Source organism: Paenibacillus agilis (assembly GCF_007786455.1).
Lineage (GTDB): Bacteria > Bacillota > Bacilli > Paenibacillales > Paenibacillaceae > Paenibacillus_B > Paenibacillus_B agilis.
Map to the genome: position 1 here is coordinate 120,087 of NZ_VNJK01000005.1, position 12,798 is coordinate 132,884.

14 protein-coding genes are annotated in these 12,798 nt (G+C 43.9%); 2 read left to right on the forward strand and 12 right to left on the reverse strand.

The annotated features are described in order from the left end of the window. The first annotated feature begins 124 nt into the window (after nucleotides 1–124). Nucleotides 125–703 carry an SLOG family protein gene (locus tag FPZ44_RS23160; RefSeq protein WP_144994436.1) on the forward strand — a complete coding sequence of 193 codons (579 nt, stop codon included), beginning with the start codon at nucleotides 125–127 and terminating at the stop codon, nucleotides 701–703. Between the two features lie 123 nt (nucleotides 704–826). Here the strand turns inward: FPZ44_RS23160 and FPZ44_RS23165 are convergent, their stop codons facing one another. From FPZ44_RS23165 to FPZ44_RS23220, 12 genes are all read right to left on the reverse strand, one after another. After that, a complete protein-coding gene (locus FPZ44_RS23165; RefSeq protein ID WP_144994438.1) occupies nucleotides 827–1,267 on the reverse strand; it encodes an OsmC family protein in 441 nt (146 codons plus the stop codon). Nucleotides 1,268–1,398: 131 nt separating this feature from the next. Continuing rightward, nucleotides 1,399–1,998: a response regulator transcription factor gene (locus tag FPZ44_RS23170; RefSeq protein ID WP_144994440.1), complete on the reverse strand. Its 600-nt coding sequence runs from the start codon at nucleotides 1,996–1,998 to the stop codon at nucleotides 1,399–1,401. Continuing rightward, a complete protein-coding gene (locus tag FPZ44_RS23175; RefSeq protein ID WP_144994442.1) occupies nucleotides 1,995–3,134 on the reverse strand; it encodes a sensor histidine kinase in 1,140 nt (379 codons plus the stop codon). Before FPZ44_RS23175 ends, FPZ44_RS23170 begins: the two co-directional genes overlap by 4 nt. 115 nt (nucleotides 3,135–3,249) lie before the next feature. Beyond that, on the reverse strand, nucleotides 3,250–4,269 hold the full coding sequence (gene desA / locus FPZ44_RS23180) for a Delta(5) desaturase DesA (RefSeq protein WP_144994444.1): 1,020 nt from the start codon (nucleotides 4,267–4,269) through the stop codon (nucleotides 3,250–3,252). A gap of 211 nt (nucleotides 4,270–4,480) precedes the next feature. Continuing rightward, nucleotides 4,481–5,050, reverse strand: a complete 570-nt coding sequence (locus tag FPZ44_RS23185) for a hypothetical protein (protein WP_144994446.1) — start codon at nucleotides 5,048–5,050, stop codon at nucleotides 4,481–4,483. Between the two features lie 267 nt (nucleotides 5,051–5,317). Continuing rightward, nucleotides 5,318–5,761: a HEAT repeat domain-containing protein gene (locus tag FPZ44_RS23190; protein WP_144994614.1), complete on the reverse strand. Its 444-nt coding sequence runs from the start codon at nucleotides 5,759–5,761 to the stop codon at nucleotides 5,318–5,320. A gap of 97 nt (nucleotides 5,762–5,858) precedes the next feature. Next, nucleotides 5,859–6,026: a DUF3934 family protein gene (locus FPZ44_RS23195; protein ID WP_144994448.1), complete on the reverse strand. Its 168-nt coding sequence runs from the start codon at nucleotides 6,024–6,026 to the stop codon at nucleotides 5,859–5,861. Nucleotides 6,027–6,224: 198 nt separating this feature from the next. Beyond that, nucleotides 6,225–8,108, reverse strand: coding sequence for a molecular chaperone HtpG (gene htpG, locus FPZ44_RS23200; protein WP_144994450.1), 1,884 nt, complete (start codon nucleotides 8,106–8,108; stop codon nucleotides 6,225–6,227). A gap of 319 nt (nucleotides 8,109–8,427) precedes the next feature. Then, nucleotides 8,428–9,201 (reverse strand): LamB/YcsF family protein, encoded by a 774-nt coding sequence (locus FPZ44_RS23205; RefSeq protein WP_144994452.1) that lies wholly within the window; start codon nucleotides 9,199–9,201, stop codon nucleotides 8,428–8,430. After that, nucleotides 9,202–10,221, reverse strand: coding sequence for a 5-oxoprolinase subunit C family protein (locus FPZ44_RS23210; protein WP_144994454.1), 1,020 nt, complete (start codon nucleotides 10,219–10,221; stop codon nucleotides 9,202–9,204). Further along, nucleotides 10,218–11,006, reverse strand: a complete 789-nt coding sequence (gene pxpB / locus FPZ44_RS23215; protein ID WP_144994457.1) for a 5-oxoprolinase subunit PxpB — start codon at nucleotides 11,004–11,006, stop codon at nucleotides 10,218–10,220. Before pxpB ends, FPZ44_RS23210 begins: the two co-directional genes overlap by 4 nt. Before the next feature lie 194 nt (nucleotides 11,007–11,200). Then, entirely contained in the window at nucleotides 11,201–11,899 is a 699-nt protein-coding gene (locus FPZ44_RS23220; protein WP_144994459.1) for an early set domain-containing protein, read from the reverse strand. 496 nt (nucleotides 11,900–12,395) lie between these two features. Between FPZ44_RS23220 and FPZ44_RS23225 the strand changes: the two genes are divergently transcribed. Further along, complete coding sequence (locus tag FPZ44_RS23225; protein WP_144994461.1) at nucleotides 12,396–12,797, forward strand: BlaI/MecI/CopY family transcriptional regulator; 402 nt, start codon at nucleotides 12,396–12,398, stop codon at nucleotides 12,795–12,797. Nucleotide 12,798: the final 1 nt, after the last annotated feature.

The window sequence follows — 12,798 nt, forward strand, 5'->3', positions numbered from 1 at the left end:
AAGCATCACTTATCCTACCTTACCCCAATCTAATGGGGATAAATTGTATACTGCTGTTTGCAGTACATTATAATAATATAAGTTTAGTAGATGAAATCGATCGTTAAGTTGGAGGAAACTTGTAGTGAAAAACCTACTTATTACTGGCTATCGTGCTCACGAGCTTGGCATTTACAGTCAGAAACATAAAGGAATCGCTTATATTCGCAAAGCGATTACAAACCGTTTAATCCCACTGGTGGAAGAAGGCTTAGAGTGGGTCATCACCCCAGGACAGCATGGTGTCGATTTATGGGCCATTGAAGCTGCAATTTCACTTCGGCAGCAGTACCCCCATTTGAAATGCTCTATTATTACGGCATTCATACAGCCCGATCCTCAATGGAGCGATGACAAAAAATCAGCCTACGAGCAGGTTCTGCAGCAAGTTGACCATTATGCCGCAGTAAGCAACGGGCCCTATATTGGAAAATGGCAGTTCATTGCGCGTGATGATTTGTTATTTCGCAAAACAGATGGGATATTGCTTGTGTATGACGAAGAGGCAGCAGAGGCCAGCCCTAAGTTTGTGAAGGAACGAGCTCTAAAAAAGCACGCGGAAGACGGCTATCGCTACCTCGCTATCGGTTCAGAAGAAATTCAAGCCGTTGCAGAAGAAGAGCAGCAATTTGAATATTTTGAGCAGGAGTATCAGGACGAATAGAAAATGCGGCATGTCCAATTTTTTTTCATCGGGTAGGCAAAACAGGTAGAAAAGCCTCCAAAAATCCGCTTAGACGCGGAAATGGAGGCTTTTTGCTGCCTTTATACGTTCAGAGACTGCACTCTACTCCGCGATAATTTTATTCAATACAAGCTTCACCGGATCATGAATCGTATCGCCTACAGGACAAGTACGCTCTATAAATGCTACGAATTCCTCTAGTTGTTCATAAGAAGCATTGCTTTTGACGTGGATGTCATACCGGATCTCTGAATAACCGCGTCGTACATCGGATTTATTCATAAATCCGTCGGTATCCAGCTCCCCTTCCACCTCAACCCAAAATTGCTCTAATTCAATGTTGAACTTAGTTGCATACGCTCTAGCGACAATGGATTGGCAGGCACCCAGAGCACAGAGTATCAATTCTACGGGATTCATTCCTGTATCTGTTCCGCCTAAGGATCGAGGCTCATCGATGGTGATTTCAAAATGTCTTGATTTTGCTTTTACAACCATTCCATCTTGCAAATGTGCAGTAGCTTTAAACGTTTCAACTGGCATTGCAGCACCTCATTTCCATATTTAAACACAATTATACCATAGTTAAAAGGTATGATTAGTTTGATTTTTATAAAACGAGAAAAGACCGTCGAGATGTTGTTCACCTCTAGACGGTCTTCTTTCGTTTCAAACTATTTAAACCAGCCTTTTTCCTTGAAGCGCATAATCGCTTCGATCCGGTTGCTGACGTCGAGCTTATCTAATATCACCGAAATATAGTTACGAACCGTCCCTGTTGTCAAATACAGCTGGTTTGCAATTTCTTTTGTGTTTTTGCCGTCTGCAATGAGTTCGAGAACTTCTTTCTCACGCTCTGTTAACGGATTCGTTTCTCCATAAGACTCATCAACAAGCTCCGATGCGTAAATACGTCGCCCCGCCATAATGCTGCGAATCGCGCTCGCCAACTCTTCACTCGGACTGTCTTTGAGCAAATAGCCATTTGCCCCCGCCTTGAGCGCCCTGTCGAAATACCCAGTGCGAGCAAATGTAGTTAAAATAAGCACTTTGCAGCCAGAACCTTTCAGTTCCTCTGCCGCTTCCAGCCCGCTCATGCCCGGCATCTCAATATCCATGACGCAAATATCCGGCTTATGCTGGCGCACTAGCTCAACCGCTTCCTCACCATTGCTCGCTCGACCGATGACACTCATATCCTCTTCCAAATCAAGCAGGGAAGCAAGCGCACCAAGCAGCATCCGCTGATCTTCAGCTATTACGATACGAATCATGATTTCCCTACCTCCTGTTCAGATGCTTTGAATACGTTCGGTACACTAATAACGAGCGTCGTTCCTTTATCAACTATCATCTCCATCGTTCCATTGACGAATTCGAGACGCTCTTTCATCCCTTGAAGCCCGTTCCCTTTTGAAAGATTGAAGGACTTCGGTAATCCTACCCCGTTATCCTCGATCTTGATCGTTGCCTTCGTTGCAGATGATTCGATCTCTATGGAACATGCTGCAGCATGACTATGCCTCACGATATTCGTAACGGCTTCCTTCACACACATGCTTAGCACATTTTCATTCAATAATGACGTGTTCGGCAGCTTCACATTTCCCTTAAGCGAGAACTCAATTTGGGCTGCCTTTAAAATTTGCTCCACTCGGAACATTTCTTCGTCCAATCTAGCTCCACGCATTTGCGTAACCAACTCGCGGACTTCCTTTAACGCGCTGCGAGCTGCCTGTCGAACATCTTTAATCTCAGCTTGTGCTTGAACCGGATTCTTCGTAATAAGCTTGCTTGCCAGATCGCTTTTCAAGCCAATTAGCGAGAGCCTCTGTCCTAATGTATCATGCAGATCACGTGCAATTCGCTGACGCTCTTCCAACTTCACCAATTCCGAGATACGTTTATTGGCATCCTCTAGCTGCACTTCCAGCTTCTCGCGCTTATTTCGATTGTACGTCGTAACCGGAAGGAGCACGACACCAAGCACACTGACAAGGATAAAGGGTATCTGAGAGAGCATGACTGGATTCATTGTTAAAAATCCGTAGTTAATCGTCACGAAAGTCGTCACGAGGTGAATGCAATACATAGTAATAAAACCTACTTTATGCTGAATATTTCCGATAAAGAACGCTAAAAAGAGCGAAAAATACACATAGCCGAACAGCACCGTCATCGTAACCGAAATTAAGATTTGCACCGCTGTCCAGAAGTACATGATCCGCCCTTTTGAAACAAAAGAAAGTACATAGCAAGCAAAGAACATCAACACCAGAGCGATGCCAATGATGCTCTCGTACATAGAAGTAGAACTAAAAATAAAGTAGAAAGGGAGGATGTAGAAGATAACCCATACATAAGGGCTAAGACCCGTACTTCTTTGAAAAATATGATACCACTTCTGCATCTTAACCCTCCCTTTCTCTGAGCTGCTTAATGTTACTTGTATCGTACCATATTCATGATGAAACTTGTCCATATTCAATTGTATTTGACTATTATAATTGGTTCTAAAAAAGCTGCTACTTCATCGAAACACTCTTACGCATCATAATGCGCTTGCGATCTTTGAAGCTGACAAAGGTCTTGCTCTCTTCGTCCCACAAGCTGAAACGAAGGGAAGCTAAACTTGTTCGCAGCGTAATTGTAGTTGCACGTTGAAGCGGCGGCGTCTCATCATGAGCCTTTTCCAAGTTATAGTTAGGTACTTTCGGGCTTAGATGATGCACATGGTGGAATCCAATATTTCCTGTAATCCATTGCAGCAATTTCGGCAACTTGTAGTACGAACTACCCTCTACCGCAGCCAATACATAGCTCCACTCATCTTCATGCTCGAAGTAAGACTCCTCGAATTGATGCTGCACATAGAACAACCAAATGCCAAGCATCCCGGAGAAAAAGAAGACTGGTGCTTGAACAAGAACAAATGCCTGCCAACCAATGAGCCAGCACATAAATGCATATAAAGCTATGATGGAGACATTCGTCAAAATCGTATTTATTCTTTCCTTCGTTCTTGCACCTTTACGGTTAAAGCGATAAGCAATTAAAAAGATAGCGATGGGCCCAATGAAGAGCATCACGAACGGATTGCGATATATTCTATAAGCTATTTTCGTCTTTAATGGAGCTGCCTCATATTCCTCGACCGTCAGCACCCACATATCTCCGACTCCACGTTTATCAAGGTTACTGCTCGTCGCGTGATGAATCGCATGACAATTTTTCCATTGTTGATAAGGAACCAAGGCTATTACACCGGTAATGTTGCCGATAATATCATTCGCTTTGCGGCTCTTAAAGAACGACTGATGACAACAGTCATGAAAAATGATAAACGTCCGAATGACAAAGCCCGCTGCAATGATCGTGATCGGCAGTGTAAGCCAATACGATATGGACAAGCTTGCGTATGCCGCATACCAGAGTACAAATAAAGGAACAAGTGTGTTGATCATTTGTCGGATACTTTTTTTCGTATCTGATTTTTCATAAGGCATCATGTCTTTTCTTAACTTCGCTTGTTGAGCTTGAGTCATCGCATGTATTCCTCCTATATATGACGCATAACGAACCTATTCTCAATAGACGTATTTATCTATAGTCATTATAGAAAAAAGGTGTCATGGGCAATAGTCATAAACGTCATAAGGGGACATGACATATGTCATATAGGTGCTGAGCGTATTAAAAAAAGCATGCCGATTCGCGGCATGCCATAAATGTACTTAATTATAAAATGTTATACAGTTACTTCACTTGCAAGGAATGCATAATTTCCTTGGCACTTAGCTGCCATTCCTTCATTTGTTCTTCGGTGCAGTTAAATGTCCCCAGTAGAATTCTGCCGTCTAATTCCGTTACGAACATTAAATTGTATACGTTTGTATCTACCGCTGGTGTAAGCAGCTCTAAATAGCCGACGGTCTTGTTGTTAATCGTAGTTACACCATCATCGTACCATGTAGCATTTGGATGTATTTGCTCAAATTGTTTTTTCGTAGCGGCTATAAATTCATCCAGCTCATCTTCTTTGATAGAAGTAGGCAGATGATTAAATGCTACATTTATAGAAGCGTCTTCATCCGAAAAAATTAACGTAGGTCTATTTTCGCCAGGGTATTTCGTTGCAGCCATCTCTTCTGACATAATTTCAAATCCTGTTGGAACTAGCACGTTAACTTTATTATCAAGGATTTGCCTCTGTTCCAATTGCTTACTCCCTTTCGGAGGGGGAGAAGTTTGTGCACTCGGCTCTTTTTCAGCACATCCTATTAGTACAAATACACACATTGCGATCAAAGCGATTACTTTCTTCATGAATATCCCCCAATTAATATGATAAATTTTCCACACAATGTTATATTATAGCGCTAACTCAACAAAATAGTAAGTAAAAAATACCATAATACCGACAAATATAACCCGTTTGATTATGGAGAAGTACTTCTTCCACAGCCCTGTTCGGGACTCCCATCCTTAAAGGAATACATTTGATGGTAGTCCATAAAAAAAACGATTGCAGCTGTATGCAATCGTTCTTCTTTCTATTTCATATGTTCGTAAAATAACATACGTGGAGACAGCTTATTTTTTAGATAGCGAATCCCACGTGCTCTCCAGCCATTGATCAAAGTCATCGCCCTTTTGGCCCTCGTACATATCATATACATCGGAACGCATCTTTTGAAGCTTCTCTTTGAATTGCTCATACGTATGATCAGCTGGCAAGCTCTTCTTAATTCGGACCAATAATTTCGTAAGTCCTTTAACGAGCTCGCCATTTTTTCTTGGAGGCAACTGAACATCTTCACCAAGTTTCTTCAGTTCACGGTAAGCCGCTTCTTGAACTTGATACACCGTATCATTCATCAATCTATGTTTGAGTACATCAATGACTTGAGGGTTGTCCAATTGACCCAATTGTTCAACAGCATCCAAACGCTCTCTCCAGTTAGATGTACGGTTTGCCGCCTTTTTTAATTCCTCATATTTTGAAGCTGCATCTTGTTGCAATTCTTGGTTGTCCAATTCCATTTCCATTTACTCCATCTCCTTTTACTGCTGTATCAAAATATGCTTGTTCTCTTTACACATAAAGAGAGCGCAAATTGATTTTTATATCAGATTAGTCACCTTTATTAGCGCTAGCATTATTTTCACTTGCATTTTTAGTGCCCTTACTTTTATAAGGCTTTGGCGCATTCTGTCTCCGCTTCTCACTAGCCTGCCAGCGGTTCCAGCCCTTTTTGCCTGTTCCTCTGCCCGTTCCGCCCTTACCTTTGCTTTTACTCAAATGATCACTCCGTTACCTTTTTGAATCGACGGAAACGTCCATTCATGTAGACTCATTACGTTAAATCCATGCTGTTATGCTCTTAATCCAAGCATGTTGAAATATACCTCATCCTATACCATATGTACAGAAAAAAGATAATCCGCCCCCAGTTATGTACCAGACACGGATTATCTTTATTATACCTTAATGACTGTATTAAACCATCACTTTACAGATGTTGTTCGTAAACTCCACAGGATCTTGCAGCGGCAAGCCTTCGATCAGTAGAGCTTGGCTGTACAATAAGTTCGTGTACAATGCCAGCTTCTCTTGGTCAGAAGATGTATGCGCAGCTTTCAAAGACGCGAACACGTCATGGTTGACGTTAATCTCCAACACTTTGTCAGCCTGCACATCTTGGCTGTTCGGCATAGCCTTCAATATTTTCTCCATCTCAATCGTCAATTCACCTTCCGTGGACAAGCACACTGGATGGGACTTCAAACGCTTGGATGCTTTAACGCTCTTCACTTTGCCTGACAGCAAGCCAGCCATCGCTTCGAACAGATCTTTGTTGTCGTTCTCTTCTTCCGCAGAAGTTTCGTTCTCGTCCGCTTCGATGCCCAAATCTCCGCTCGATACGTTTTTGAACTCTTTTTCTTTGTAGCTCATGATCATTTTGATCGCGAACTCATCGATATCGTCTGTGAAATAGAGAATCTCGTAGCCTTTATCCGATACAAGCTCAGTCTGTGGCGATTTCTCAATACGCTCAACGGACTCGCCAGAAGCATAGTAAATGTACTTTTGATCTTCTGGCATTCTCGCCACGTACTCATCCAATGTAACTAACTTCTTCTCTGTAGAAGAGTGGAACATAAGCAAGTCTTGCAGCACGTCTTTGTTCATGCCGTAGTCGCTGTATACACCATACTTCAACTGTCTGCCGAAAGCTTGATAGAACTTATCGTACTGCTCTCTTTCATCCTTCAGCAAGCTTTGCAATTGGCCTTTAATCTTGTTCTTAATGTTCTTCGCAATTAGCGTCAATTGACGGTCATGCTGCAGCATTTCACGGGAAATGTTAAGCGACAGATCCTCGGAATCGACCATACCTTTCACGAAGCCAAAGTAGTCAGGCAGCAAGTCCCCGCATTTGTTCATGATGAGTACACCATTGGAATAGAGCTCAAGACCTTTCTCGTATTCCTTTGTGTAGTAATCGAACGGCGTGTTTTCCGGGATAAATAAGATTGCATTATACACGACCGCACCATCTGCACTAATGTGAATATGCTTCAACGGCTTGTCGAAGCCATAACGCTTCTCGTTATAGAAATTCTCGTAGTCCTCCGTCGTCAGCTCGCTTCTATTTTTACGCCAAATCGGAACCATGCTGTTAACCGTTTGCTCTTCTGTGTACGTCTCAAGCTCATTATCTTCGCTGCCTTCAACTGGACGGTGGCTCGTCACATCCATTTTGATCGGATAGCGAATGAAATCAGAATACTTCTTAATGATCGCCTTCAAACGGTACTCGTCCAAATACTCATCATAGTTATCTTCTTCTGTGTTCTCCTTGATGCGAAGCGTAATTTCTGTACCTACAGTCGCTTTTTCGGCTGCTGCAATTGAGTAACCGTCTGCACCTTTGGATTCCCACTTGAATGCCTCTTCGCTGCCAATTGCTTTACTCACTACAGTTACAACATCAGCTACCATGAAAGCAGAGTAGAAACCTACACCAAATTGACCGATGATGTTGTGTCCGTCTTTGATTTCATTTTCCGTCTTGAATGCAAGCGAGCCAGACTTCGCGATAACGCCCAAGTTGTTCTCCAGCTCTTCCTTCGTCATCCCGATACCTGTATCGGTAAGCGTCAATATGCGCTTGTCCTTATCTACTGAGACCTTGATGTAATAGTTTTCTTTTTCAAATACGACGGACTCGTCAGCAAGTGCTTTGTAGTACATCTTGTCGATTGCGTCACTTGCGTTGGAAATTAGCTCTCTCAAAAAGATTTCACGCTGCGTGTAGATAGAGTTAATCATCATTTCCAGCAAGCGCTTGGATTCTGCTTTGAACTGTTTTTTTGCCATGTAAGAAGTCCCCTTTCAAATTAGAAATAAAATGTATATGTGTATGTAGTTGTCTTGTTCGTTGTATAGGGCTGCGAGCAGATATAGAAGCTCTCAATCTTAGATGCGGATCAACTCGTCATCTCGTCTCTGTTAGCACTCGATAACAAAGAGTGCTAAACCCTCTTTTTTATATAACACACCCTAATTTTCCATGTCAATAAGAATGAGGAAAATAATGATGTTTGCTCACAAAATGCTCATGCGAACTTCAATGCTAATTTCAAAACGATTCCGTTCCGCTAGCACTAACGTGCCACATGCTGCTCGCCTAACGCTTTTAATACCTCGCACGATGCCCAGCAGCTTGCAGCTGAATCCCTTTCGCTATCAGCATGTCCCGAATGTGGCTGGCAAACACTCGCGCATGCTCCCCATCGCCATGGATGCAGATTGTCTCCGCCTTCAACTTTACTTCTACACCATCACGCGAGCAAACTGTACCTGATGTGACCATTTGTAGAATTTGAGCCACCGCTTGGGCTGGGTCACTAATCAGTGCATCTGGCTCTGTTCTTGGTGTAAGGCTCCCATCTCGACAATAGGTGCGGTCCGCAAACACTTCGCTCGCTGTCCGCAATCCAATACGTTCACCAGCTTGAATTAATCGACTACCAGATAACCCATACAGAACCAGTTCTGGATTCACTCGATACACCGCTTCGGCAATCGACTCCGCAAGCTTCTCCTGTTGAGCCGCCATATTGTAAAGTGCTCCATGCGGTTTCACATGCTGCATCGTTCCGCCTTCTGCACGAATAAATCCATCTAGGGCGCCGATCTGGTAAACGGTCATATCATACGCTTCTGCTGGTGTAATCGCCATGTTGCGGCGACCAAAGCCCGCCAAGTCGGGCAGCCCTGGATGCGCTCCTATCGCTACCTGCTTATTCAGTGCCATGTTTACCGTTTGTCGCATCGTACGCGGATCACCCGCATGATAGCCGCAAGCGATGTTTACAGATGTGACGAGATCAAGAATGGCTTCATCATTGCCAATCGTATAGGCGCCAAAGCTTTCTCCCATATCGCAGTTCAAGTCAATTGTATACATTTAACGGGGTCCTCCTGTCTTCATATATAGCTGAACGGATGCTGCTACCCTTGCGAGCAGCAGCTCCGATGATATGTATAACTGCTGCGCTTCTTCCATTGAAATTTCGGTAAATCGGATTCGTTCTCCAGGCTTTATTTGAGCGAGTATCGGAAGGTCTACGCTTGCTACTTGTGCTATTTTCGGATAGCCACCTACGGTTTGCCGATCTGCCATTAATAGAATCGGATTCCCATCTGGCGGGACTTGAACCGTTCCGAAGGTTACGGCTTCTGACAGCATCTCAACAGGTTCTTCTAAGCGAAGGGCCGATCCCTCGAGGCGATATCCCATCCGATCAGATTGGGGCGTAACACGGAACCTTCGATTGACCAGTTCTTCCCTGCTATCTGGCGTGAATTTCGTGAATTCACGTCCTCGTACAAAACGAATAACGGGGTCAGAGCGATAAGCTGGGTGAGATGTATAGCCAATAAACCATGAAGAAGCAAGGAATGAGACTGCTTGCAGTTCAGCCTGACGTTCCTCCATATAAAAAACAGCAACATTTGAAGCTTCACCAATAGGCAGCGTGTCTCCCGCTCGCAAAGCTCTGCCTTCAAAGCCCCCAATACCTGCACGCAAATACGTGCTGCGGCTATGCATCACCATCGGCACATCAATACCGCCCGCTACAGCCAAATACGCCCGTGCACCTGAGCGGCACTCGCCGAATTCCAAGATCTCACCTGCCCTCACGAGAATTGGCCGCCACAAAGGTACATCCTTCCCGTTAATCGTCGGTGATAGATCCCCGCCGCAAATCGCGATAAGCACATCCGCCTCAAAACGAATCATTGGCCCGCGCAGCGTAATCTCCAATGCAGCTGCATCTGGTGCATTGCCTGTCAATATATTCGCTGCCCGCAGCGCAAATGTATCCATGGCTCCGCTCACAATTATACCTTGCTGCTGGTAACCATACCTGCCCAAGTCTTGCACAGTTGTAAGCAAACCTGGCTTAACGATTAAAAGGCTCATTGCTCATCCTCTTTCCATTCCGCAAATTGTTCTGGTTCAATCGGGTAGAAACGAACGATATCGCCCATCTTCAGTAAACTAGGCTCTGCGTGATGCGGGCGAAACAACTTGCGCGGCGTCCTGCCGATTAACTGCCATCCGCCTGGAGTAGCCAATGGATAGACTCCCGTCTGACTGCCGCCAATACCAACTGAACCTGGCGTAATAGCTGTCCGTGGGGAACTACGCCGTGGGACGCTGAGCCTTTCAGACATGCCACCGAGATACGGGAAACCTGGTGCAAAGCCGACCATGTAAACCAAGTAAGATTGACCACAATGAAGCTTAATAACTTCCTGCGAGCTTAATCCCGTATGCTCCGCTACCTCTTGCAAATCTGGTCCAAACTCTCCTCCATAACAAACAGGGATGTCCACTATGTTTGCAGTGATGGTCTCCACCTTCGGGTCCAGCGAGTTATGCATTCCCTCAATAATCCCCTTTAAGAGTTCAAACGGAGAAGATGTGAGTTGACCATCACGATGATAACAGCATGCACCAGTCGCTGGATCGCGTAGCTCCATCGGATCGTAGACTACCGTAACCGTTGTATAGGAAGGTATAAGTTCTATAATGCCTGATATATCAGCACGTTCTAACTGCAAACAGAAGGCACGAATTTGCTCATGAGTATTTCGTTCAATGCCACCACCCCAATCGACGAGCAGCGCCCGATCCCCCAAGGAAACGATATGTATGTGATTCACACTGTCTTCGTTCTGTATACTCTTTATTATCGAATGCATAGAAGGCTCCTTTATCTTTCTATTCGATTGCACATCAAATGAAATACATGGAATCTTTTCATTCATTATAGCGCACTGCAAGCACGAACATGAACGTAATTGTGCATCAACAAAAAACAGTCCCCGCCTAGGCAGGAACTGTCTCATACTAATTGCATTCCATACAACAAACATGCAGCAAGAAAACGATTTGATTAAGGCACAACTACTGTTATCGTCGATGATAATGAAGTTCCATAAGAATTAACTAGCTTTACTTGATATACATAAGTTCCTGGGGGCTTGTTGTAAAAATGATTAGAAGCATGCTGTGGCTGTTGACCATTTTCAATCAATGAGCCGGTGTAATTAGGAGATAAGAGGACACCTTGTCCGTTCTCTTTCAACTCCCATCTATCGGCGTTGTTGCCGGACGCGATGTTGAAACCAACGGTAAAGCTGCCATTCACAGGCTCAGTTGCGTAGATGATAGGCGTTGCTGGAGGACCTGAGTATTTATGAATACTAACGATTGCTGGTTTGGATTGAACAATACTACCATCCTGATAATAGGCTCTTACTACATAGCCATATTGACCATATGCCGCACTAACATGCTCGCAGCTTGTCGTCGTCAAGTTCGAGCATCCTGCCGCGACTTCTCCACCCCATGGATATAAAGTCGGATAACGATACACCGTGTAGGAGTTAACGTTGCTGCCACGATTGTCCCAAGACAATTGCACATGATGATTGCCATTCGCATCTTTACCCGTATAGGTAGCCGTTATTCCAAATGCAGGGTCATTCACGATACTACTCGAAGTACTAGTACCTGGACTTACAGCAAAAGCAGATGCTGCACCAAATAGCAGAAGAACAAGCGTAGTTAGAACGGTTATCATTTTTCTCATCTCATGGTCACTCCCATTTCTACGAATAGTGTACATCTTTCACTGCCATGGATCTTTTTCTACTCTTTCTAATTGCTCTCTACTACACACGCTTAGCCTCCTTTAGTTAAAGCGCATTAACATTATACTAAGCTTTGCCCGAACACGGCTTAAGATTGTTAATTAAATTACATAAAGTTTTGCTAAAGTTAACGATCACCCATTCACTCTATTTCGCGCTAGTAATTTACTATGAACCAATACAGTAATTAAGGCAGCAAGCTGCATAAGACTGCTTATATCCAGGATTGGAGATCGAATTGTATTCCAGCACGACTCAGCCAAGAGCCGAACCAACCCCAATTCCTAGAGAGAGAAAACGTGCAATCAGCAACAGATATTTCATTCGATAACACATCTGTTAAATCCATTTGTTGACATGTGATTATTTTACATTTAGAATACATCACATGACTACTTATGTAATCCATTTTCACAGAAAGGTCGGTTGATTGTCATGAAGCAAACCCCTCACATATCCGATGCAGAATGGGAAGTAATGAAGGTGCTGTGGGCAGGATCACCACGAACGTCAGCGGAAATTATCGATGCACTGGCTAAGCCAAAGGAATGGAGCCCTAAAACGATCCGTACGTTGCTCAGTCGCTTAGTTCAGAAGGAAGTGATCACTTTTAAGCAAGAATCCAATCGCTCTTACTCTTATTATCCATTGGTTACGGAAGATGAGTGTGTACGGGAGGTTACGAATTCTCTTCTCCAGCGTCTATATGGTGGAGCCATTAAACCATTACTGGTGAACTTTATCAACGAACGAAAGCTATCTTCCGAAGATATCGCGGAACTAAAGCAACTACTAGATGAGAAAGAAAAACCATCATCTGGCTCCTCATCTGACTAGG